Genomic DNA, 20,802 nt, shown 5'->3' with positions numbered 1-20,802 from the left:
GAGGCATTGATGAAACAGTGGGCCATTTCGTATCTCGACAAGGACGGTGTCCAGCAACGCGTCGATATTGATTTTCAGGACCGCCCCAGTGAGGAGGAGGTGGCGCGTCTTCTGCGCAGGGATTTGTTTCCAGTGACCGATGAGCTGAACCTCAACGACCTGGAAGGCCGGACCGATGAACCGACAGTGAAAACACTGAAGGATCAGAACAGTGTCCAGATCATTTCCATTACAGAAGTCATCTGATTCAACCCGTATCGGTAAGGCTCGCCGCCTCGGCCACTTGGCAGCGAGCCTGCCAACGGTCTACTCTGCAATCGAGACCGGTGTCACGGTCTCTGCCATGTCTGCACCGGTTTGCCCGCCAGGCCGGTCTGGTCAGCTACATGCTTGATTCCCCACGTCGGTATGACTGTCGTGCAGCGGCCTTTGCAAGAGGCTGCTTCGGAAGAGTTGAAACTCTATCTATCGTTGTATAGGAGGACGTTTCATGAGCACAGCCTATCAAGAAGACATCAGCAGTAACGTACTGCGCCGCATGAAAGAGGGCGGCTTTGACTTCGCACGAATCCATCCCATCGAGTTCTATGCCGTCTTTCCGGATGAGGACCGGGCACGGCAGGCCGCGCAACAGTTTCGCGGTGAGTCACTCAACACCCAGATCAATGTTCGCGATGACGGCGCCTGGCACTTGCAGCTGAGTAAGGTGATGTACGCCACCTACGACGGCATCGGCGATTTCGAACAGGACTTTCAGGCGGTGATCTCGCCTTTGGACGGCGAGGTAGAAGGCTGGGGTGTCACTCAGGAAGTAAGACGATTGCACGCCTGATTGACACGCATCACGTGGTACACGGCCGGCCCCGGATGCATCCGGGGCCGGCCGGTTTGCATAAGGGCCGAATCAAGGGCAAAAAAAAGCCACTCATGGAGTGGCTTAAAGGGAATGAGGTGACGCAGAAGCAGTTAAGGACCGGTGTGGCAGCGTTCTCGCTGGCCTCGGCAGGTCGGGATGCTGGCGATTATGGGCGGGCCATCACACCTTAGGAAATCAACTCTGCCTATGCCTGTCATAGATTTATGCAGGGGCTGACGCTTCTGAATGAAGCGCGCCATAGACCTGCAGGGCGGTATTTGCACAGGAATGGTGCGACTGATGCCTGATATTTACATAACCGATTGATATCAAAGCATTTATGCCGGTGGCACGGGCCTTGCCAAGGTCTTGGTGTCCATGGGGACAAGGAGTTCGGCAATGATCCGCACCTTTTACGATGAGATGTACGATGCTGCTGGCGCTGTCCGGCCGCATTACCGGGAATTTGCCCGTTGGCTGGGCGATACGCCTGCCGAACTGTTGGCCCAGCGCCGCCGCGAAGCCGATCTGCTGTTTCATCGCGCCGGGATCACCTTCACGCTCTATGGCGACGAGCAGGGCACCGAAAGGTTGATCCCCTTTGACACAATTCCGCGCAGCATCCCGGCCAGCGAATGGCGGGTGGTGGAGCGCGGCTGCATCCAGCGCGTCAAGGCGCTGAACATGTTCCTCGCCGACCTTTACCATGACCAGCGCATCATCAAGGCCGGGATCATCCCTGCCGAGCAGGTGCTGGCCAACGAACAGTATCAACTGGCGATGCAGGGCCTGAACCTGCACCGCGACCTGTATTCGCATATCTCCGGCGTCGACCTGGTGCGCGACGGCGACGGCACCTACTACGTGCTCGAAGACAACCTGCGCACCCCCAGCGGCGTGAGCTACATGCTCGAAGACCGCAAGATGATGATGCGCCTGTTCCCTGAACTGTTCGCCGCGCAGCGCATCGCGCCGATCGACCACTACCCCAGCCTGCTGCTCGATACGCTTAAAAGTTCCAGTCATCTGGATAACCCCAGCGTTGTGGTCCTGACGCCGGGTCGCTTCAACAGCGCGTTTTTCGAACATGCTTTCCTGGCTCGGGAAATGGGCGTCGAGCTGGTCGAGGGCGCCGACCTGTTCGTGCGCGACGACAAGGTGTTCATGCGCACCACCGACGGCCCCAAGGCGGTTGATGTGATCTACCGCCGCCTGGACGATGCGTTTCTCGATCCGCTGGCGTTCAATCCCGATTCCATGCTCGGCGTGCCGGGCCTGCTGTCGGCCTATCGCTCGGGCAATGTGGTGCTGGCCAACGCCATCGGCACCGGGGTTGCGGACGACAAGTCGGTGTATCCGTTCGTCACCGACATGATCAGGTTTTATCTGGACGAGGAGCCGATCCTCAAGAACGTGCCGACCTGGCAGTGCCGTAAACCCGAAGAGCTGTCCCACGTCCTGGCCAACCTCGGCGACCTGGTGGTCAAGGAAACCCAAGGGTCCGGCGGCTACGGCATGCTGGTCGGGCCGGCCGCCAGCTCGGCCGAGATCGAAGCGTTCCGCGCGCGTCTCAAGGCCAGGCCGCATTTGTATATCGCGCAGCCTACCTTGTGCCTGTCGACCTGCCCGACCTTCGTCGAGAACGGTATCGCCCCACGCCACATCGACCTTCGCCCGTTCGTATTGTCAGGCCGCGAGACGCGGGTGGTACCCGGCGGCCTGACCCGCGTCGCCCTGCGCGAAGGCTCGCTGGTGGTCAATTCGTCCCAGGGTGGCGGTACCAAAGACACTTGGGTGGTCGAGGATTAAGGATGCCTTTCCAATGCTGAGTAGAACTGCCTCGGATCTTTTCTGGATGTCACGTTACCTGGAACGGGCCGAAAACCTGGCCCGGATGCTGGACGTGAGCTATTCGCTGTCCTTGATGCCCCAGGACGGGCGCGGTGACGGGCTGGATGAAATCGCCATGCCGCTGCTGATCACCGGGACACTGGACACCTATGTCGAACGCCATGGCGCATTGCACGCCGAGCGCATGCTGCATTTCTTCGCCCTGGATGCGAGCAACCCGGCCAGCATCTACAGCTGCCTGGGAGCCGCTCGGGCCAGTGCCCATGCCGTGCGTGGGCGCATCACGGCCGACATGTGGGAAAACATCAACGCCACCTGGCTGGAGATTCGCGGTATCGCCGAGCAAGGCCTGACCCGCTATGGCATGAGCCGCTTCTGCGAGTGGGTCAAGGAGCGCTCGCACCTGTTCCGCGGCGCCACTTACGGCACCATCATGCGCAACGATGCGTTTCGCTTCATTCGCCTGGGCATTTTCATCGAGCGCGCCGACAACACTCTGCGCATGCTCGACGCCCGCTACGAAATGCTTGAACTGCGCGGGCCGCAGGCCAACGCCGCCGCCGACAGTTCCGCCGCCGGCTATTACCAGTGGAGCGCATTGCTGCGGGCACTGTCGTCGTTCGAAGCCTACACCGAAGTCTATCGAGACGCGCCCGGTGCCCGGCAGGTGGCCGAGTTGCTGCTGTTGCGGGCCGACATCCCGCGTTCGCTGCGTGCATGCCTGGAGGAAATGGACATCATCCTCGCCAGCCTGCCTGGTGCCAACGGCAGACCGGCGCAGCGCATGGCCGCGGAACTGGATGCGCGGCTGCGCTACACCGGCATCGATGAAATCCTCGGCGAGGGCCTGCATGAATGGTTGAACGAATTCATTCCGCTGCTGGCCCAACTGGGTAACGCGATACACACCTCATACCTGGAGGCTGCATGAGACTCTCGATTAGCCACCAAACCACTTATCGCTATGACGACCAGGTGCGCGCCAGCATTCAGTATTTGCGCCTGACACCCCATGACAGTGAGCGCCAGAAAGTGCTCAGCTGGCACCTGGACCTGCCGCGCCCGGTGCGCGCGCAAATCGATCCGTTCGGTAATATCCTGCACGTGCTGTCGCTGGAAGAACCCCACGAGGCGATCATCATTGGTGCCCGCGGCCAGGTGGACATCGATGAGACCCGCGAGGCCGAGCACGAGGTCGGTTCCGCGTTGCCGTTCCTGCGCTTCACACGCCTGACCGAGGCGGACGAAGCGATTCGCGAGTTTTCTTCCCGACAATGCCGCAAGCGCACCGATCGCAGCGCCTTGATCGATCTGATGCATGCGCTCAACCAGCATATCGCCTACACCCCCGGCGCCACGGAAGTGCATACCAGCGCCGCCGAAGCTTTCGCCGGGCGTACCGGCGTGTGTCAGGACCATGCGCATGCGTTCGTCGCCTGTGCGCGGAGCCTGGGTATTCCAGCGCGGTACGTGTCGGGTTATCTGTGCAGCGAGGATGCCGATCACCTGTCCAGCCACGCTTGGGCGGAGGCCTGGCTTGACGACGCCTGGTACAGCTTTGACGTGACCAATCGACTGGCGGTGCCGGAGCGGCACCTGAAACTGGCGGTGGGTCTTGATTATCTGGACGCCTGTCCGGTGCGCGGCATGCGCCGTGGCGGCGGGGGCGAGTACATGCATGCCAAGGTGGTGGTATCCACAGCGCCCAGAGTCATCACACAGATGCAGGTACAGCATCAGTAACCGGCAGGCGTCAGGTCGCTGGCGGCCGGGTCGCGGATTCGCTGCCGTCACCGGCTCGTTCGCCAGTCGGCCGGCTGCTGCCAGTCCAGGCTGCCGCCTTGGCGCGTGTCACAGTAACGCGAACCTACTCGGCCGGATCATCGGAGATGTCATAGAGCGCATTGTGCAACTCTTCATAGTTGCCGCCGTTGATCACGCTGAAATAACCGGCGCTGCGTAACTTGTCCTGGGCCTTGCTGGCTTTCTCGTTGGTGCTGCTGAAGATAACGAAGGAGGCATTGCGATCGTTCAATACCAACTTCATCTGGTTGACCAATCGAACTTCATCCACCCGCACTGCGTTAAGCACTGTACCGGCGTCGTAATCGGTCTGGCTGCGTATGTCCATCGCCACGCGACCTTCCTTCAAAGCGGCGACCGCCGCGGCCTGGTCGACTTCGCCGCCCAGGGCCTGGGCACTGCAAGTCATGACAAATAACGCTGTCCACGCGCGCATGGCTACTCTCCCGTCGTTGGAAACGAAAGATTGGCACAGTTCTGCGCAGCCCGGTAGCGCCAACAGGTGATCAACCGAACAGATGATTCAGGTTCGGCAAGATCAATAAGAGTGTGGTGGCGAAAACAATAAGTCCCGCCTGGCGTACTTTGGAACGTTTGAACATGGCTGACTGCCTTTTTTTGTTATTCCTGAGCAACTGCAGCAGGCCGAACGGATGTCCGGATATCGGCATGCTGGCTAAGGTATGCATTCGAACGGGTGGTGCCGAAAAGTAAACGGCGACCGGACGCGTGTTTTTACGTTTTTGCTTGTTCGCGTCACCCAGTTACTTCTTTCACCTTAGAGCCGGCGATGCATTCGATATAGAACGCTTGGGTATTTACCGGTTGAATAAGGAATAGAAGGGTTATAAAAACCGTCTGGTCAGGGCCACTATGTGCCGACTAGACGCCTGCAGCAGGTTTCGTTAGCTTTCTACCGTTCGTCAGTGTCGGAAGTGTCCTACAACGCGTCTTCACCGCCGCTACCCGGCAATTCCATCGACAGATCTTGCTTTGCCCGCACGGTCGAGGCAGGCTGCACTCATATAACTCGGCTCTTATCCGTCTGTTTCAGGTCATCTCTATGTCGTTACGCATCTGTATTCTGGAAACCGATATCCTGCGGCCTACGCTGGCCGAGCAGTATCAAGGTTACGGGCGTATGTTCGAATCGCTGTTCGCCCGGCAGCCCATTGCCGCACAGTTCGAGATCTACAACGTCATGCAAGGCGTCTATCCGCCGGAGGGCGAGCGGTTCGACGCTTATCTGGTCACCGGCAGCAAGGCCGATTCCTTTGGCACCGATCCGTGGATTCTCACCCTTAAGGAATACCTGCTCGAACTCTATCGGCGTGGCGAGAAGCTGCTGGGCATCTGTTTCGGGCATCAGTTGCTGGCACTGGCGCTGGGCGGCAAGACCGAGCGTGCCAGCCAGGGCTGGGGCGCGGGCATTCACCACTACCATCTGGCCCCGGCGAAGCCCTGGATGAACCCGCCCGTGGAGAAGCTGACCCTGCTGATCAGCCATCAGGATCAGGTAACCGCACTGCCAGAAGGTGCGACGGTGATTGCCTCCAGCGAGTTCTGTCCGTTCGCCGCGTACCACATCAATGATCAGGTGCTGTGCTTCCAGGGGCATCCGGAATTCATCCACGATTATTCGCGGGGATTGCTGGAGATTCTTCAGTCGACACTGGGTGATCAGCTCTACCGGAACGGCGTGGCAAGCCTGGAGCATGACCACCACGGCGCAACCGTGGCCGAGTGGATGATGCGCTTCGTCGCCCACAAACCGGAAACCAAGGCTTTGTAGCGTGGCACAGGGCCTCGCGCAAACGATGCGCCGATCCGCAGGAGCGAGCCTGCTCGCCAAGAGGCCGGTATGTTCGCAGCGGTTGCGGCGGTCGTGTTTGAATCTTCGCGAGCAAGCTCGCTACTGCCGCCTCTATGCGCGGACAGGTCCGCTGCGACCGGTTACAACCATCCCGACCGTTTGAAGCTGGCAAACAGTGCCGAGCAGCCGCCGACAATCACGCCCAGCACCACGAAATAACCGTATTCCCACTTCAGCTCAGGCATGTTCTCGAAATTCATCCCGTAGATCCCGGCGATGGCGGTGGGAAACGCGAGGATCGCCGCCCAGGCAGCGAATTTGCGCTGCACCACGCTTTGACGCGACGACTCGAGCAGCAGGCCGATCTCGATGGTCTGACTGGCGATGTCACACAAATTGCCCAAGTCCTCCATCTGCCGTTTCACATGAATCTCAACGTCCCGGAAATAGGGCCGCATGTTCTTGTCGATGAACGGGAAATTCAGCTTCTGCAATTCCTCACCCACTTCCACCATGGGCGCGACGTAACGGCGCATACGCAGCAGGTCGCGGCGCAGGCTATGGATGTGTTGGATGTCGGCGTCGCGCAACGCACCGCTGAGCACGTTCTGTTCCAGCACCTCCAGTTCGGCATGGATGGCTTCGGTGACGGGTTGGTAATTCTCGGTGACGAAATCGAGCAGGGCGTACAGCACGAAATCCTCGCCATGTTCCAGCAGCAACGGCCGGGCTTCGCAGCGCTGGCGCACCAGGCCATAGGACTTGGAGTGACCGTTGCGCGAGGTAATGATGTAGCCCTTGCCGGCGAAGATGTGCGTCTCGATGAACAACAGTTTGCCGTTCTCCCGGACCGGCGCGTAGGTGACGATGAACAGGGCATCGCCGAAGGTCTCGAGCTTGGGGCGGCTGTGCACTTCCATGGCATCTTCCAGCGCCAGTTCGTGCAGATTGAATTGCTGCTTGAGGCTGGACAGTTCCTGGGCATCGGGTTGCTCCAGGCCGATCCAGACGAAGTGCTCAGGCTTGGCGGCCCATTGCGCACCTTCATCGAGGGTGATGTTCCTGACCTTCTTGCCCTTGCTGTACACCGCTGCTGCTACAACTCGACCCATGATGCTATCGCTTCTTCAAGATTGGCTCTGGCGTGGACAATCACTGCGCCCGATACATCAGATTGATCACAACCCTGGTAAGTTCGCGGCGGATAAGCGGCCCGCATCGGCGGGCCGGGCGTGGCATCAGAGCGCGTGGTGGCGGTCCTGCTCGATAGCGCTGTCAAGGGTATCGAGCAGCGCTTTCCTGACCTTGAGCTTGGTGTTGCGATGCGCCGTCATGTTCAGCTTCTTCAACTGCTGGGCAATGGCCGTTGCCGCGTCGGTCAGTTGCTCGACATTCACCAGCTTGTCGAGGAAGCCGGCGTCCAGTGCGCCCGCGGGATCGAACATTTCGGCGTTGATCACCGCTCGGTGGAAGGCCGCCTTGCGCAGCCGGTCACGGGCCAGTTCGATACCGGCATGGTGCATGGTCATGCCGATCTGGACTTCGTTCAGGCCGATGCTGAACGGTCCTTCGACGCCGATGCGGTAGTCGGCCGACAACAGAAGAAATGCACCCTTGGCCACCGCGTGCCCGGGGCAGGCCACCACGACCGGGAAAGGATGGGCCAGCAGGCGCCGCGCCAGGGTCGAACCCTGAGCGACCAGGTCCATGGCCGCCTGCGGACTGGAAGTCATGACCTTGAGGTCGTAGCCACCCGACAGAATGCCGGGCTGGCCGGTCACGATCACCACTGCGCGATCCTGTGCAGCCTGATCCAGAGCGGTGTTGAATGCGGCGATCAGATCCGGGGAAATCGCATTGACCTTGCCGTTGTTCAGCGTCAGCGTGGCGATGCCGTCTTCCAGGCGATACGAGACCAAGTCACTCATGGCAGCAATCCTTTTTATTGAAGTGCACAGACGTTACTCACCCGCAAAGGCCAGGTAAAGCGCTGACTGACTGGTCATGAAATCCGCGCCGTAATGTCCGGATATCCGGTGGTGGTCGACCGGTTGCGCAGCGCAGTCACGGCTGGATGTCGTTGAGTTCGCAGTACTCGTCCCACTCCATGCCCAAGGCTTCGGCTACCTGGGCGTGAGCCTCCAGGCGCATGGCCTTGAGCTGCTCGGGCGACTCGGCGATAAGCTCAAGCGCCAATTCCCAAGGTTCCAGACCCTGGCTTTGCGCTTCATCCTCGAACGCCCACTGCGCCTGCTGCTTCTGCTCGGTGGGGCTCAGGTTCTTGATCTCGTCCTGCAGGGTCGGGTGGCTGGCAAGGTACTTGGCCACGGCGGCTTCGTTCCAGTCCTGTGCGTTCATGCCGGTTTCCTCTTGGGGCAAAAAAAGAAGCAATTGTGAGGCAAGCGCCCGGGAGCTTCCAGTGATGTCAGCGGCTTATCGCGCTAGAGTGGCGCTCGACTTCTACCCCATAACCGTCAGGAGAATCAGCACATGATCAAGGTCAGCGTACTTTACCGCTATCAGGAAGGCGCCCGGTTCGATCACGATTACTACCGTGACCAGCACATGCCGCTCGTGCAGAGCTTGTTGGGCGACTACTGCAAGGGCTACACCGTCGACAAAGGCCTGGCGGGCGCAACACCCGGCTCGCCGCCGTTGTACGTGGGCATGTGTCACCTGTTCTTCGAGTCCATCGAGGCTTTCGAGGCCGGCATGACACCCCATACCGAGCGCTTCAACGCCGATATCATCAACTACACCGACCTGATTCCCGAGGTGCAGATCAGCGAAGTCAGAGCAGGCTGACGCCATCGGTCACCGGCGGGACCTGCCGCCCGACGGGTCAAAGCAACGGCTGTCGTAAACGGGGCTGCGGCACTGCGAAGGGCCGGCCGGCGCAGGCGGGCGGTTCCTCTGGAACTGCTTGTAGCGCTCGGTCTCGGTGACGATGACTCTGGTCCGGCCGCTGACCTTCAGGTATTCGGTGGCCTTGAGGTTGGTCTGGTGAGCATGATCGACAGGCTCGCCGTCGCTGAGCATCTTCGGCGGCATCGAGCGGGCAACCGGCGTGCCCAGGCTTGCGTCCGGGCACGGGCCAAAGGCGAAGGTCACCTGGCCTTGCGCCGATACGCATTTGAAGGTCTCGGCCTGTGCAGCGTTGGGGGTCAGCGGCGCAATGAGCGCGAGCATCAATGAAAGCCTTTTCATCCGGTTCCTCCATGGGTGGCATCAGGCTATCAGCTCGGGCCGCGGTTCGGCTAGAGAGCCCATTCGTCAGATGCACCGCACTCCAAAGCGGCCACGGCCTCTGACAACCATGTGTGATTTCTTTTCGTACACAAACTGGAGACATTTATGACTGGCAAGCCGAGCAGCGAAAACGACAACGACCTTGATTTCGATCCTGAATCGCCTGATGCCGAGGATCCGCAAGTCGATCCCGTCGAGCCTGCCAAGACTCCTGGCAGGGAGAAGGGCAGCGACGACAAGTATCCACCCTACGATACCAAGTAACAGCCAGGTGTCCCGACCTGGGTCGGGGCGCCGCTAGTGGGCGGTTTCAGCCTTGTTGGCATCCAGGTATTCCAGCAGATTGGCCATGCGCTCTTCGCCGCCCATCCACCACAGCTTCATGCGCGTGCCCGGGACGACCTCGCCGGGATCTTCAATGAATGCCGCAAGCTTTTCTCGACTCCAGACGATTCCCGAGTCTTTCATGCCGGGGGTGTAGACATAGTCGGCCTGCTGCCCGGCCGGGCGGCCGATGATGCCGTTCAGGGGCGGGCCAAAGGCGTTGCGCGCGGAAGGTCCGATCTTGTGACAGCCTGAACAGAGCCTGGTGAAGACCGCCTTGCCGGCCTCGGCGTCGCCTGCCTGGGCGCTTCCGCCTGCCAGCAGTCCCAGAATGAACAGTGCAGCTTTTCTCATGAATGACCTGTAGCGCCCGCAGTGCCGTTATTGAAACGCCGCATGCTAGCGCAGTCGAGCGTGGGCAGATACCGGCAGAGGTCAACACAAGCTGATTTCCGGCGCCGGCCGGACGGGAGTGCTGAACTGTTGCATGAGCCGCCACTCTGTTGAAAACAGCTGTAGCTTTTTGAGGAGAACCGGAATGAATTGCTATTTATGTGGGCAGGCAGCCCGTGAGCTGGGTGCGGACCAAGACGGCCAGCACATTGCCTGCCCGGACTGCGGAGAGTATGCGATTTCCAGCATCGTCCGTCGCGAATTGGGCAAGCGGGCGATCGATCGTGGCCCTATGCGCGAGGACATGCACCGGCAGCGCCAGTCCAATGCGACGCTGCTGGCGCACATCAACAGTGAGACCGTGATCTGGAGCAACGCGCCGGTGCACGGCAAGTAAGGCCCGACTTCAGCTGGCGGCCCCGGAATCGCGGTAAGCCGCCAGCATTTGCTTGGCCTGCTCGACGCTGATTTTTGGAATGACCTCCTCCGGGACCCTGGACACCGCAGACAGGTTAAAGGCCTGGAAATTGTCGTCCACCACCTGGTCAGACATCAGTTTCAGTGACGGCAGGATGCGTTTCTCGAAATGCTGGTCCAACCCGCACGGCGAGCGACTGGCCTTGCAGGTTTCATAAAACCGCCCCGCAGACTGATCGAGATCGAAACCCACCAGGAACACCTGATTGAAACCCAAGTGATAGGCAACCTGCAGGGCCAGATACATCACGGTACGCGCGTCGAAAAACCCCTGGCTGAGGTCTTTGCTGAATCCGATATCCAGACTTCGCTTGCTCAGCAGCGACCGCTTGCGAACCAGCGCCTCGTCGCGGCTGAACAGCATGGAGACGATGGAAGCGCGCGGGCTCTTCTTCAGCGCATAGACCTGTCCGCGGGGTCTGGGTTTATCAGCCTTGAGCTGATCGTCCCAGATCGCGACATTCTCGCTGGTGCGCATCGCCGTGGCGTAAAGCTGAGGCTGCTGGTTGGAAAAATCCCTGTCGGTGCAGACGTAGAAAAACGGGTCGATTCCCTTTTGCGCCAACATGGCAATCGCGCCATTCATGGTGATCATGGGGACATCGGAAAACTCCTGGACCGGAAAGTCCTTGGCGGACTTGCCCGATGCAATCAGAAAAACCGGTCCTTCCTTGACCCCTTTGCACCGGCTGAAATCTGCCGCCGGGGCACAAGGTGTGCGGCGGCTTTCGGCTGTTGCCCTGGTGTTTCGCGAGGTTGAGGCGGGTGCGCTTGTCATGACTTTCCTAAAACACATAAACAATGGCGGCGATGCCACGCTTCGTCGGCCTGCAGGGTCCTAGAGTTCGTGGTGCCTCGCACGTAGGATAAGTCCTCAACATGCGTGCAATTGTTTCCATTCTGTCGCGCGAATGTAGCGCAGGATGCTTAAGTCAAACTTAATGAACACTAAGAGACTGTGGAATTTCCGAACAGGTGAATGTGGAAAATTGTAAGTTTTTGAAGGTGAAAAACTTGTCGAAAGCGGGGAAAACTTGAGGTTGTGATGGATGGCGAATGCCGGGCATGGCATAGCAGTCGCTTTGAATTGGGTCGGGCAAGTATCGGGTGCAGGTCATTGACCGGGGCTGGAACTCATTGCTGGATGAACTACCGTGTGTGATGCCCTTAACCAGTGGCACCAGAAGGCTTAGTTGGCCGTCGGAGGTCGGCGTTCATCTCATCGAAAACTCACTACCCGCGCCGCTCCTGTATGTGAAGTGTGAGCGGCGGTGGCATAAAGTACGTTGATTTTCAGATGCCAGAAACCACGAAGCCCCTGAAATTCATCGCTGAATTCAGGGGCTTCGTGTTGTTTCAGTATGGCGGTGAAGGAGGGATTCGAACCCTCGATACAATTTCTTGTATACACACTTTCCAGGCGTGCTCCTTAAGCCACTCGGACACCTCACCGTATCTCGCGACAACGTTGTGTCTGTCGAGGCGCGCTAATGTAGTCGAAAGCTTTCCTGAACGCAAAACTTTTTTTCAGAATTTTCATGCGCTTATGCAATTGGTCCGGTTTTCCGGGCTTTGTGCGGCGGGCCGGGTGTGGCGTGGGCATCCCGATCCGCCGCAGATGGCAGTTGCGCCGGGGCTCAGGCGCTGAAGCCGCCGTCGATGGTCAGGCTGGCACCGGTGATGTAGGCCGCTTCCGGACCGGCCAGGTAGGCGACGAAGCTGGCGATTTCCTCGCTCTTGCCGTAGCGGGGCAGGGCCATGAAACCCTTGAGGGTCTGGGCGAAATCGCCGTGGTCGGGATTCATGTCGGTATCCACCGGACCGGGTTGCACATTGTTGACGGTGATGCCCTGCGGGCCGAGGTCGCGTGCCAGGCCTTTGGTCAGGCCGACCAGCGCGGATTTGCTCATGGCGTACACGCTGCCGCCGGCAAACGGCATGCGCTCGGCGTTGGTGCTGCCGATGTTGATGATGCGCCCGTCTTCGTTCATGTGCCGGGCCGCTTCCTGGCTGGCGATGAATACGCTGCGCACGTTGATCGCCAGCGTCCGGTCCAGGTCTTCAAGCTTGAACTCGTTCAGTGGCGCCACGGCCAGCACGCCGGCGTTGTTGACCAGAATATCCAGCCCGCCGAACGCCTCGGCGGTGCGTTGCACCGCCTGGCGAATGGCTTTTTCGTCGGCACTGTCGGCGCGTATCGCCAGGGCCTTGCCGCCATTGGCGATGATGCTGTCCTGAAGCTCCAGCGCGTTGACCTCTGAGCTGACGTAGGTGAAACCGACTGCCGCACCTTCCCTGGCCAGTCGTTCGACGATGGCTGCGCCTATGCCGCGCGAGCCGCCTTGCACCAATGCCACTTTGCCGGTGAGATTTGCATGTGCGTTCATCATGGTCTCCTGAGGTCGGGATGGATTCGTCCAGACACCATAGCAGCCCCAGGTGACAGCAAGGCGGTTGCAGACCGATTGCCACGCGCCGGACGACAACGGGGTGGATGTGTGGCACGGTGCGGATATTTCCAGATGGAACGAGAGGCCGCTTTTCCATGGACATCGACAGCAACTGCGCGCTGATCATCATCGACATGCAGCAAGGCATTAATCACCCACGGCTGGGGCGTCGCAATAACCCCCAGGCCGAACAGCAGGCGTCGGCGCTATTGCACGCCTGGCGCGAGCTGGCGCGGCCGGTGATCCATGTCCGGCACTTCTCCCGATCACCTGATTCGGTGTTCTGGCCCGAGCAGTCTGGTGTCGAGTATCAACCGGCATTCCTGCCGCAGGACGGTGAGCGCGAGCTGAGCAAGCATACGCCGGACGCTTTCTGCGGCTCGTTTCTTGAGTTGTGGCTGCGGGCGGACGGGACCCGGCAGGTGCTGATCGTCGGTGTGGTGACCAACAATTCGGTTGAGTCCACCGCACGCAGCGGCGGCAATCTTGGATTCGACGTGCTGGTGGCCCATGACGCCTGCTTTACCTTCGACGGGCGGGACTTCTTCGGCGCCGCACGGACCGCCGAGGACATCCATGCCATGTCGCTGGCCAACCTGCACGGCGAGTACGCCACGGTGCTGGCCACCGAGCAGATCCTGCGCGCCTGCCGCTGACCGGCGCCCAGGTTACTTGCGGGCTTTCTTCGGCACCGCCGGCAGTGGCGCGAACAGCGCCTGCAAGTCTTCGTCGCGCAGTTTCCAGTCGCCGCTGGCGCGGCCATCCAGAACGCCTGCGGCAAGAGCGGATTTTTCCTGTTGCAGGCGCTGGATTTTCTCCTCCACCGTGCCGCGGGCGATCATCTTGTAGACGAACACCGGCTTGTCCTGGCCGATGCGATACGCCCGGTCGGTCGCCTGATTTTCCGCCGCCGGGTTCCACCACGGGTCGTAGTGGATCACGGTGTCGGCCGCCGTCAGGTTCAGCCCCGTGCCGCCGGCCTTGAGGCTGATCAGGAAAATCGGCAGCTTGCCGCTCTGGAAGTCATGAATCGGTGTGCGCCGGTCTCGTGTCGAGCCGGTCAGCAGCGCGTAGGCCATGCCGCGCTGTTTCAGTTCCTGTTCAATCAATGTCAGCATCGAGGTGAACTGGGAAAACAACAGGATCCGGCGGCCTTCGGACACCAGTTCTTCGATCATCTCCATCAGGCTCTGCAGCTTGGCCGAACTGCCTTGCTTGCTGTTGATGGGCATGTCCTGGTTGACCAGGCGCAAGTCACAGCACACCTGACGCAGCTTGAGCAGGGCTTCGAGGATGATGATCTGGCTGCGCGCCACGCCCTTGCGGCTGATCTCGTCGCGAACCTTCTTGTCCATCGCCAGGCGCACGGTTTCGTACACGTCGCGCTGGGCGTCGTTGAGGTCGACCCAATGGACGATTTCGGTCTTGGGCGGCAGTTCGGTAGCGACCTGTTCCTTGGTGCGACGCAACAGAAACGGCTTGATGCGTGCGTTGAGATGATGCAACCGGTCCTGGCTGCCGTGCTTTTCGATGGCGGTGCGGTAATTGCTGTTGAATTCCTTGCTGCTGCCCAGCCAGCCGGGCATCAGGAAGTGAAACAGTGACCATAGCTCGCCCAGGTGGTTTTCCAGCGGCGTGCCGCTCAGGCACAGGCGCTGGCGTGCCTTGAGCTGGCGTGCGGCCTGGGCCGCCTTGCTCTTGGGGTTCTTGATGTACTGCGCTTCGTCGAGAATCAGCACATGGAACGCGTGTTTTTCCAGCAATTCCAGATCCCGCGGCAGCAGGGCGTAAGTGGTCAGGATCAGGTCGTAATCCTGCAGGTCGGCGGCATCCTGGTGGCGGTTCGCACCGTATAGCGCCAGCACCTTGAGTTGCGGCGTGAAGTGCTCGGCCTCATCCATCCAGTTGGGGATCAGGCTGGTGGGCATCACTGCCAGCGCCGGTCGATCGAGGCGGCCGGCCTGTTTTTCCATCAGCAGGTGGGCGAGGGTTTGCAGTGTCTTGCCCAGGCCCATGTCATCGGCCAGCACGCCGCCGACTTCCAGTTCCCGCAGCGACTGCATCCAGCTCAGGCCTTCGAGCTGATAGCCGCGCAGGGTCGCGTTCAGGCCGTCGGGCAGGCTGACCGGCGCGTCCTTGATATTGACCAGGCGTTCGGCGAAGTCCCGCAGGCGGTCGCCACCTTGCCACACCAGTGGCAGGTCATCGAGTTCGGTCAGGCGCGCAGCGTCGGCGGTGCTCATGCGCAGGGCGTTGTTGCCGTCCTGGCGCCAGTAGAAATCGCCCAGTGTCGCCAGCACCGGCTTGAGCCGGCCGTAGGGCAGGGCGATCTGCACCGGCGCGCCGCCGTTCTGGGTGAAGTGATTGAGCTGCACCAGCAATTGTTCTTCGTCGCCACGCTTGGCGACGGCCGACGGGCTCATCAGTTCGGGATGGCTGCGGATCAGGTTGATCAGAATCGGCAGCAGGCTCAGGCGCTGGCCATTGACGATAATGCCCAGTTCCAGATCGAACCAGTCACGCTGGTGCTCTTCTTCGATCACCGCGTACCAGTCGTCGACCGGCGTGACGTCGAAGCCGAAGTCGTCCTGGATGTCGATTTCCCAGCCCTGCTCGCGCAGCCTTGGCAGGTCATCCAGCACGAAATGCAGCCAGGCCTTGTCGTTGGGCAGCTCGTACATATCGCCGGCGCTGTCGGGCAAGGCCTTGCTCTGCCGGGTCGCGACCTTGAAACCCAGGTCGCTCAGCTGCTGGCGCAGTTGGCGTTCCTGTTCGCCCTGGCGACGGATGCGCAGGGTTTCGGTTTCGGTGTGCTCGATGATGTCGCTCTTCTGGTTGACCAGATCGCTGCCCAGCGAACTCACCAGAATACTCACGTTGGTGGTGCCGACCGCGTAGTGCTTGCCATAGGCGAAGGCCAGCGCGGCGCGGTGCTGGATGTGACGCTGCATGCGGCCATTGCGCGGTTCGTAGGCGCTGAATTCGATGCTGGCCAGGATCAGGCGCGGCACGGGCTTGATGGTGTCCACCAGTCGTTCGGGCAGGCGCGGCTTGGCGACCGCTTCAGGCTCGCTGTCCGGCGGGTTCAGCGCGGCCTGCAGCAATGGCCGGTTGTCCGGGTCCTGCAGGAAATACAGGGCCGCTACACAGTGCTTGCAGTCGTTGCGGACCGGGCAGGTGCACTTGCAGACCAGGAAGTTGCGGTAGCGATCCGGGTCCTTGAACAGCAGGGTCTGGGTGTAGATCTCCAGGTTCGAGCCCCGGCAGGCGGTACGGATGATCTGCGGGCTGGAGTCTTCGAGCACGACGCGCTTTTGTCGGGCGTAGTCGCGCCCTCGCTCCAGAGTCTGAGCGGTGAACAGTTGTGTCCAGGACGAACCCAGAACCTTTTCGAGAATGGACGACACAGTTTTAAAAAGCCCTACGCCGCAGCGATGCTCAAAAGAAAAGGGAGCGCCACGGCGCTCCTGGAATACTTACAGGGGAGAAATCCGGACCAGCAGCGCCAGACTGCCGTTGTCCAGATAAGTCAGCTCGCCGTTCCTGACCCGCACGGTCTGCTTCATCCGCTCGCTGCCGGTCAGCACGCCATGGGTGTCCATCTGGTTGACCCACAAGTCTGCCGCAATATCGGTAAAGCGCGCCAGCGCAACGCTGACCGTGCCTTCGATAGGAAAGTGCCCCAGCCGTTCCTCGCCACCGGTGACCGCGACCCGGCTCGGTTCGGCGCCCAGGGTCTGGCGCCAGGCGCGTTGCAGCAGCACCTGGTACTGGCCGCTGTCCTGAAGTCGGGCGGCGACATCGTTCAGCGTCGAAGTGCGTTCATTGCCGGCATCCACCCGGGGCGCGCCGGCATCCCAGTCTTCCGGCGCGAACTGTCGGGTGGCCGCCGGTTCACCGGTCTGGCGGAACAGGATCATATCCACGTGATATGAGCCGTCCGCAAAAGCGGCGGGGGCGACGAGCGTCAACAGCAGAATCAATGAATGAAACAGACGCATGGGTGAATCCTTCAAGCAGTTTTCGGGGTCAGGCGCTCAAGCAGCGCTTCGATGGTGTTGAAGCGCTCCTCAGGGCGCTCCATGGGCACCATGAATTTGAACAGTGTGGCACCTTCGAACTTGTAGCGGTTGGGCTGGCTCTGGATCAGCTTGATCAGGGTCAGCGGGTCGACCGGCGTTTCGGCGGCGAACTCGATGCGCCCGCCGTTCGGGCCGGCGTCGATCTTCTTGATGCCCAGCTGTTCGGCCTGCAACTTGAGCTGAGTGATCCGCACCAGATGCTTGGCCGCTTCCGGCAACAGGCCGAAGCGGTCGATCATCTCCACCTGCAAGTCTTTCAAGCCGTCTTCGTCCGGCGCATTGGCGATGCGCTTATACAGGATCAGGCGCGTGTGGACATCCGGCAGGTAGGCTTCGGGAATCAACGCCGGCACGCGCAGGTTGATCTCCGGCCCGCCGCCCAGCGGCTGGTCGAGGTTGGGCTGTTCGCCCTTGCGGATCGACTTGACCGCGCGTTCGAGCATTTCCATATACAGCGTGAAACCCACCGCCTGGATCTGGCCGCTCTGACCGTCGCCCAGCAGTTCGCCTGCGCCACGGATTTCCAGGTCGTTGGTTGCCAGCACAAAGCCCGCACCCAAATCCTGGGTGTTGGCGATGGCTTCCAGGCGCTTCTCGGCGTCCGGCGTGATCTGCTTGCGCGGCGGCGTCAGCAGGTAGGCATAGGCCTGGTGGTGGCTGCGTCCGACCCGGCCGCGCAACTGGTGCAACTGAGCCAGGCCGAACTTGTCGGCGCGCTCGATGATGATGGTGTTGGCGCTCGGCACGTCGATGCCGGTCTCGATGATGGTCGAGGCGATCAGCACATTGAAGCGCTTGTGGTAGAAGTCGCTCATCACCTGTTCGAGTTCGCGTTCGCGCATCTGGCCGTGGCCGATGCCGATTCGCGCTTCCGGAACCAGTTCAGCGAGATCCGCCGCGCATTTCTCGATGGTCTTGACGTCGTTGTGCAGGTAATAGACCTGGCCGCCGCGCAGCAACTCGCGCAACAAGGCTTCTTTCACCGTCGGCTTGTTCTGCTCCATGACGAAAGTGCGCACCGACAGGCGTCGCGCCGGCGGCGTGGCGATGATCGACAGGTCGCGCATGCCCGAAACCGCCATGTTCAGCGTGCGCGGAATCGGTGTGGCAGTGAGCGTGAGGATATCGACTTCGCTGCGCAGCGCCTTGAGCTGTTCTTTCTGACGTACACCGAAGCGGTGTTCTTCGTCGATGATGACCAGGCCCAGGTTCTTGATCTTCACGTCATCCTGCAACAGCTTGTGAGTACCGATGACGATGTCGATCTTGCCTTCGGCCAGATCAGCCACGGCCGCGTTCACTTCCTTGGCGGACTTGAAGCGGCTCATCACCTCGACCCGCACCGGCCAGTCGGCGAAGCGGTCGCGGAAGCTGTTGTAGTGCTGCTGGGCGAGCAGGGTGGTCGGCACCAGCAAGGCCACCTGACGGCCACCATGCACGGCGATGAATGCGGCACGCATGGCCACTTCGGTCTTGCCGAAGCCCACGTCGCCGCAGACCAGCCGGTCCATGGGGCGTGGCGCGAGCATGTCGGCACGCACCGCGTCGATGGTGGTCTGCTGGTCCGGCGTTTCTTCGAACGGGAAGCCGGCGCTGAACGTCGCGTAGTCGGCTTTCGGGTCTTCGAAGGCATACCCTTCGCGGGCGGCGCGGCGGGCATAGATGTCCAGCAGTTCGGCGGCCACGTCGCGCACCTGTTCGGCAGCCTTGCGCTTGGCTTTCTGCCAGGTCTCGGAACCCAGGCGGTGCAGCGGCGCGGTTTCGTCGTCGCTGCCGGTGTAGCGGGCGATCAGGTGCAGGCTGGCGACCGGCACGTACAACTTGGCCTCGTCGGCGTAGGCCAGCATCAGGAATTCGGCGACCTGGTTTTCCACCTCCAGCGTCGCCAACCCCAGATAGCGCCCCACACCGTGATCGATATGGACCACCGGCGCGCCTTCGCGCAGCTCGGTCAGGTTCTTGATCACCGCATCGTTGTTGCCGCCGTCGGTGCGTTTCTCGCGGCGTCGGCGCTGCATCACCCGTTGCCCGAACAGCGGGCTTTCGGCGATCAGCGCCAGGGCCGGATCGTCGAGTACCAGGCCTTTGTCCAGTGGCGCGATGGTTATCGCCAGGCGTTCCTTGCCGCTGGCGAAGTCCGGCCAGCTGTCGACGGTCTTGGGTCGCAGCTTGAGGCGTTCGAGCAGTTCCAGCAGCACTTCCCGGCGACCGGCGGATTCGGCGGTGAACAGCACGCGGCCGGGAAACTGGTCGAGAAAATTCGACAGTGCCGCCAGCGGCTGGCTGGCCTTGGCTTCGATAGCCAGGTCCGGCAGTTCGCGGGCCGGAAAGCGTTCGCGACCGGCGCCGGCTTCCACGTCCTGCTCGCTGGCGACTACCCGTGGCCAGCTTTTCAGGCGGGCGAAACAATCCTCGACCGGCAGGAACAGCTCGGCGGGCGGCAGCAGCGGGCGAGACGGGTCGACGCGGCGGTCTTCATAGCGGTTGCGCACGTCGTTCCAGAAGTTCTCGGCAGCCTGTTCGATACCCGGCAGGGAAAACACCTGGGTGTCCTGGGGCAAATAGTCGAACAGGGTCGAGGTTTCTTCGAAGAACAGCGGGATGTAGTACTCGATGCCTGCCGGCGTGATGCCGCTGCTCAGGTCCTGCAGGATCGGGCTGCGGCGGAAGTCCACGTCGAAGCGCTCGCGAAAGCGGGCCTTGAAGCGCGTGACTTCGTCTTTCTGCAGCGGGAATTCCCGGGCCGGCAGCAGGCGCACCGATTCGACCTTGTCGATGGAACGCTGGGTGTCCGGGTCGAAGGTGCGCAGGGTTTCGATTTCGTCGTCGAACAGGTCGATGCGGTACGGCACCTTGCTGCCCATCGGGAACAGGTCGATCAATGCCCCGCGAACGGTGAACTCGCCGTGCTCGTAGACCGTGTCTACATAGCGGTAGCCGCTGGCTTCCAGGCGCGCGCGCATAGCCTCTACATCCAGCTTCTGGCCGACGTCCAGCACCAGGCTGCTGCCCAGCAGGAATCGGGTCGGTGCCAGGCGATGTAGGGCTGTGGTGATCGGTACTACCAAAATGCCATGCTCGAGTTCCGGCAGGCGATAGAGGCTGGCGATCCGTTGGGAAATGATGTCCTGGTGCGGCGAGAACAGATCGTAGGGCAGCGTTTCCCAGTCGGGGAAATGCAGCACCGGCAGCTCGGGGGCGAAGAACTTCAGTTCCTGCTCCAGGCGCTCTGCGCTCTGGCTGTCGGCGGTGAGGAGCAGGGTGAAACGCCGGGCGGCGCTGGCGGCCTCGGCAATCGCAAGGCTCAGGGCGGCACCGGGAAGATTGCCCCAGTGTTGTTTGCCGGCGGCGGCCGGAAGATGCGGTAGACGCAGAACGGGCACGGAAGGTCGGGCTCCAGGCGTTGCGACAGGGGCCGCGATTGTAGCGGGGGAAGGTGTCAGCTGTCAGGTTTCCAGTACATCGTCGCCGATTCGGGCTCGTGAACTTATGTAGTGTGCAAGG

At 61.1% G+C, this 20,802-nt stretch carries 21 protein-coding genes and 1 tRNA gene; 10 read left to right on the top strand and 12 right to left on the bottom strand.

Going from position 1 to position 20,802, the window contains the following annotated elements:
* Nucleotides 1–9 precede the first annotated feature (9 nt).
* From EGJ27_RS11490 to EGJ27_RS11470, 5 genes are all read left to right on the top strand, one after another.
* A complete protein-coding gene (locus tag EGJ27_RS11490) occupies nt 10–246 on the top strand; it encodes a hypothetical protein (protein ID WP_125830866.1) in 237 nt (78 codons plus the stop codon).
* A gap of 244 nt (nt 247–490) precedes the next feature.
* The gene (locus tag EGJ27_RS11485; protein WP_125830865.1) at nt 491–832 is read left to right on the top strand and encodes a ribonuclease E inhibitor RraB; all 342 of its coding nucleotides are present in this window, start codon (nt 491–493) and stop codon (nt 830–832) included.
* 423 nt (nt 833–1,255) lie between these two features.
* Nucleotides 1,256–2,665 carry a circularly permuted type 2 ATP-grasp protein gene (locus EGJ27_RS11480; protein ID WP_125830864.1) on the top strand — a complete coding sequence of 470 codons (1,410 nt, stop codon included), beginning with the start codon at nt 1,256–1,258 and terminating at the stop codon, nt 2,663–2,665.
* Between the two features lie 13 nt (nt 2,666–2,678).
* A complete protein-coding gene (locus EGJ27_RS11475) occupies nt 2,679–3,638 on the top strand; it encodes an alpha-E domain-containing protein (RefSeq protein WP_125830863.1) in 960 nt (319 codons plus the stop codon).
* Nucleotides 3,635–4,450 carry a transglutaminase family protein gene (locus tag EGJ27_RS11470; protein ID WP_125830862.1) on the top strand — a complete coding sequence of 272 codons (816 nt, stop codon included), beginning with the start codon at nt 3,635–3,637 and terminating at the stop codon, nt 4,448–4,450. Before EGJ27_RS11475 ends, EGJ27_RS11470 begins: the two co-directional genes overlap by 4 nt.
* A gap of 124 nt (nt 4,451–4,574) precedes the next feature.
* Here the strand turns inward: EGJ27_RS11470 and EGJ27_RS11465 are convergent, their stop codons facing one another.
* The gene (locus EGJ27_RS11465) at nt 4,575–4,946 is read right to left on the bottom strand and encodes a rhodanese-like domain-containing protein (RefSeq protein ID WP_125830861.1); all 372 of its coding nucleotides are present in this window, start codon (nt 4,944–4,946) and stop codon (nt 4,575–4,577) included.
* Between the two features lie 627 nt (nt 4,947–5,573).
* Here EGJ27_RS11465 and EGJ27_RS11460 point away from each other — a divergent pair.
* Nucleotides 5,574–6,302, top strand: a complete 729-nt coding sequence (locus tag EGJ27_RS11460; RefSeq protein WP_125830860.1) for an amidotransferase — start codon at nt 5,574–5,576, stop codon at nt 6,300–6,302.
* 161 nt (nt 6,303–6,463) lie between these two features.
* Here the strand turns inward: EGJ27_RS11460 and EGJ27_RS11455 are convergent, their stop codons facing one another.
* The 3 genes from EGJ27_RS11455 to EGJ27_RS11445 all read right to left on the bottom strand — a co-directional run bounded on the left by EGJ27_RS11455 (nt 6,464) and on the right by EGJ27_RS11445 (nt 8,681).
* Nucleotides 6,464–7,435: a magnesium and cobalt transport protein CorA gene (locus tag EGJ27_RS11455; RefSeq protein ID WP_125830859.1), complete on the bottom strand. Its 972-nt coding sequence runs from the start codon at nt 7,433–7,435 to the stop codon at nt 6,464–6,466.
* 126 nt (nt 7,436–7,561) lie between these two features.
* A complete protein-coding gene (locus EGJ27_RS11450) occupies nt 7,562–8,251 on the bottom strand; it encodes a crotonase/enoyl-CoA hydratase family protein (protein ID WP_125830858.1) in 690 nt (229 codons plus the stop codon).
* A gap of 136 nt (nt 8,252–8,387) precedes the next feature.
* Nucleotides 8,388–8,681, bottom strand: a complete 294-nt coding sequence (locus EGJ27_RS11445) for a DUF6388 family protein (RefSeq protein ID WP_125830857.1) — start codon at nt 8,679–8,681, stop codon at nt 8,388–8,390.
* A gap of 132 nt (nt 8,682–8,813) precedes the next feature.
* Here EGJ27_RS11445 and EGJ27_RS11440 point away from each other — a divergent pair, with 132 nt between their 5' ends.
* The gene (locus tag EGJ27_RS11440) at nt 8,814–9,128 is read left to right on the top strand and encodes an EthD family reductase (protein WP_125830856.1); all 315 of its coding nucleotides are present in this window, start codon (nt 8,814–8,816) and stop codon (nt 9,126–9,128) included.
* A 9-nt stretch (nt 9,129–9,137) separates the two neighbouring features.
* On the opposite strand, the gene EGJ27_RS11435 is transcribed toward EGJ27_RS11440, so the two are convergent.
* Complete coding sequence (locus EGJ27_RS11435) at nt 9,138–9,530, bottom strand: DUF4124 domain-containing protein (protein ID WP_125830855.1); 393 nt, start codon at nt 9,528–9,530, stop codon at nt 9,138–9,140.
* A 147-nt stretch (nt 9,531–9,677) separates the two neighbouring features.
* On the opposite strand from EGJ27_RS11435, the gene EGJ27_RS24900 reads away from it, so the two are divergent.
* Nucleotides 9,678–9,836: a DUF6021 family protein gene (locus EGJ27_RS24900; RefSeq protein WP_177523001.1), complete on the top strand. Its 159-nt coding sequence runs from the start codon at nt 9,678–9,680 to the stop codon at nt 9,834–9,836.
* Between the two features lie 33 nt (nt 9,837–9,869).
* On the opposite strand, the gene EGJ27_RS11430 is transcribed toward EGJ27_RS24900, so the two are convergent.
* Nucleotides 9,870–10,250, bottom strand: a complete 381-nt coding sequence (locus tag EGJ27_RS11430) for a cytochrome c family protein (RefSeq protein ID WP_125830854.1) — start codon at nt 10,248–10,250, stop codon at nt 9,870–9,872.
* 184 nt (nt 10,251–10,434) lie between these two features.
* Here EGJ27_RS11430 and EGJ27_RS11425 point away from each other — a divergent pair, with 184 nt between their 5' ends.
* A complete protein-coding gene (locus EGJ27_RS11425; protein WP_125830853.1) occupies nt 10,435–10,686 on the top strand; it encodes a hypothetical protein in 252 nt (83 codons plus the stop codon).
* A 9-nt stretch (nt 10,687–10,695) separates the two neighbouring features.
* Here EGJ27_RS11425 and EGJ27_RS11420 read toward each other — a convergent pair whose 3' ends face one another.
* The 3 genes from EGJ27_RS11420 to EGJ27_RS11410 all read right to left on the bottom strand — a co-directional run bounded on the left by EGJ27_RS11420 (nt 10,696) and on the right by EGJ27_RS11410 (nt 13,153).
* Nucleotides 10,696–11,544 (bottom strand): lipopolysaccharide biosynthesis protein, encoded by an 849-nt coding sequence (locus EGJ27_RS11420; RefSeq protein WP_371920853.1) that lies wholly within the window; start codon nt 11,542–11,544, stop codon nt 10,696–10,698.
* A 584-nt stretch (nt 11,545–12,128) separates the two neighbouring features.
* Nucleotides 12,129–12,218 (bottom strand) — tRNA-Ser (locus EGJ27_RS11415).
* Nucleotides 12,219–12,403: 185 nt separating this feature from the next.
* The gene (locus tag EGJ27_RS11410) at nt 12,404–13,153 is read right to left on the bottom strand and encodes a 3-oxoacyl-ACP reductase family protein (RefSeq protein ID WP_125830852.1); all 750 of its coding nucleotides are present in this window, start codon (nt 13,151–13,153) and stop codon (nt 12,404–12,406) included.
* A 158-nt stretch (nt 13,154–13,311) separates the two neighbouring features.
* On the opposite strand from EGJ27_RS11410, the gene EGJ27_RS11405 reads away from it, so the two are divergent.
* The gene (locus tag EGJ27_RS11405) at nt 13,312–13,872 is read left to right on the top strand and encodes a cysteine hydrolase family protein (protein ID WP_125830851.1); all 561 of its coding nucleotides are present in this window, start codon (nt 13,312–13,314) and stop codon (nt 13,870–13,872) included.
* Between the two features lie 12 nt (nt 13,873–13,884).
* On the opposite strand, the gene EGJ27_RS11400 is transcribed toward EGJ27_RS11405, so the two are convergent.
* The 3 genes from EGJ27_RS11400 to mfd all read right to left on the bottom strand — a co-directional run bounded on the left by EGJ27_RS11400 (nt 13,885) and on the right by mfd (nt 20,681).
* Nucleotides 13,885–16,623, bottom strand: a complete 2,739-nt coding sequence (locus EGJ27_RS11400; RefSeq protein ID WP_125830850.1) for a DEAD/DEAH box helicase — start codon at nt 16,621–16,623, stop codon at nt 13,885–13,887.
* 69 nt (nt 16,624–16,692) lie between these two features.
* The gene (locus EGJ27_RS11395; protein ID WP_125830849.1) at nt 16,693–17,217 is read right to left on the bottom strand and encodes a CsiV family protein; all 525 of its coding nucleotides are present in this window, start codon (nt 17,215–17,217) and stop codon (nt 16,693–16,695) included.
* An 11-nt stretch (nt 17,218–17,228) separates the two neighbouring features.
* Complete coding sequence (mfd, locus tag EGJ27_RS11390; protein WP_125830848.1) at nt 17,229–20,681, bottom strand: transcription-repair coupling factor; 3,453 nt, start codon at nt 20,679–20,681, stop codon at nt 17,229–17,231.
* Nucleotides 20,682–20,802 lie beyond the last annotated feature (121 nt).

Source organism: Pseudomonas sp. v388, assembly GCF_003935425.1.
In the GTDB taxonomy this organism is placed as follows: Bacteria; Pseudomonadota; Gammaproteobacteria; order Pseudomonadales; family Pseudomonadaceae; genus Aquipseudomonas.
The sequence above is the reverse complement of the archived record's forward strand: the minus strand, read 5'-3'. Positions and strand labels throughout refer to the sequence as shown.

What these genes read in the sequence shown, in the direction of transcription:
- EGJ27_RS11420 (WP_371920853.1), bottom strand. Translation starts at nt 11,544, where the DNA reads ATGACAAGCGCACCCGCCTCAACCTCGCGAAACACCAGGGCAACAGCC.
- EGJ27_RS11395 (WP_125830849.1), bottom strand. Translation starts at nt 17,217, where the DNA reads ATGCGTCTGTTTCATTCATTGATTCTGCTGTTGACGCTCGTCGCCCCC.
- EGJ27_RS11405 (WP_125830851.1), top strand. Translation starts at nt 13,312, where the DNA reads ATGGACATCGACAGCAACTGCGCGCTGATCATCATCGACATGCAGCAA.
- EGJ27_RS11490 (WP_125830866.1), top strand. Translation starts at nt 10, where the DNA reads ATGAAACAGTGGGCCATTTCGTATCTCGACAAGGACGGTGTCCAGCAA.
- EGJ27_RS11425 (WP_125830853.1), top strand. Translation starts at nt 10,435, where the DNA reads ATGAATTGCTATTTATGTGGGCAGGCAGCCCGTGAGCTGGGTGCGGAC.
- EGJ27_RS11470 (WP_125830862.1), top strand. Translation starts at nt 3,635, where the DNA reads ATGAGACTCTCGATTAGCCACCAAACCACTTATCGCTATGACGACCAG.
- EGJ27_RS11430 (WP_125830854.1), bottom strand. Translation starts at nt 10,250, where the DNA reads ATGAGAAAAGCTGCACTGTTCATTCTGGGACTGCTGGCAGGCGGAAGC.
- EGJ27_RS11440 (WP_125830856.1), top strand. Translation starts at nt 8,814, where the DNA reads ATGATCAAGGTCAGCGTACTTTACCGCTATCAGGAAGGCGCCCGGTTC.
- EGJ27_RS11450 (WP_125830858.1), bottom strand. Translation starts at nt 8,251, where the DNA reads ATGAGTGACTTGGTCTCGTATCGCCTGGAAGACGGCATCGCCACGCTG.
- EGJ27_RS11460 (WP_125830860.1), top strand. Translation starts at nt 5,574, where the DNA reads ATGTCGTTACGCATCTGTATTCTGGAAACCGATATCCTGCGGCCTACG.
- EGJ27_RS11465 (WP_125830861.1), bottom strand. Translation starts at nt 4,946, where the DNA reads ATGCGCGCGTGGACAGCGTTATTTGTCATGACTTGCAGTGCCCAGGCC.
- EGJ27_RS11435 (WP_125830855.1), bottom strand. Translation starts at nt 9,530, where the DNA reads ATGAAAAGGCTTTCATTGATGCTCGCGCTCATTGCGCCGCTGACCCCC.
- EGJ27_RS11480 (WP_125830864.1), top strand. Translation starts at nt 1,256, where the DNA reads ATGATCCGCACCTTTTACGATGAGATGTACGATGCTGCTGGCGCTGTC.
- EGJ27_RS11445 (WP_125830857.1), bottom strand. Translation starts at nt 8,681, where the DNA reads ATGAACGCACAGGACTGGAACGAAGCCGCCGTGGCCAAGTACCTTGCC.
- EGJ27_RS11410 (WP_125830852.1), bottom strand. Translation starts at nt 13,153, where the DNA reads ATGAACGCACATGCAAATCTCACCGGCAAAGTGGCATTGGTGCAAGGC.
- EGJ27_RS11485 (WP_125830865.1), top strand. Translation starts at nt 491, where the DNA reads ATGAGCACAGCCTATCAAGAAGACATCAGCAGTAACGTACTGCGCCGC.
- EGJ27_RS11475 (WP_125830863.1), top strand. Translation starts at nt 2,679, where the DNA reads ATGCTGAGTAGAACTGCCTCGGATCTTTTCTGGATGTCACGTTACCTG.
- EGJ27_RS24900 (WP_177523001.1), top strand. Translation starts at nt 9,678, where the DNA reads ATGACTGGCAAGCCGAGCAGCGAAAACGACAACGACCTTGATTTCGAT.
- EGJ27_RS11455 (WP_125830859.1), bottom strand. Translation starts at nt 7,435, where the DNA reads ATGGGTCGAGTTGTAGCAGCAGCGGTGTACAGCAAGGGCAAGAAGGTC.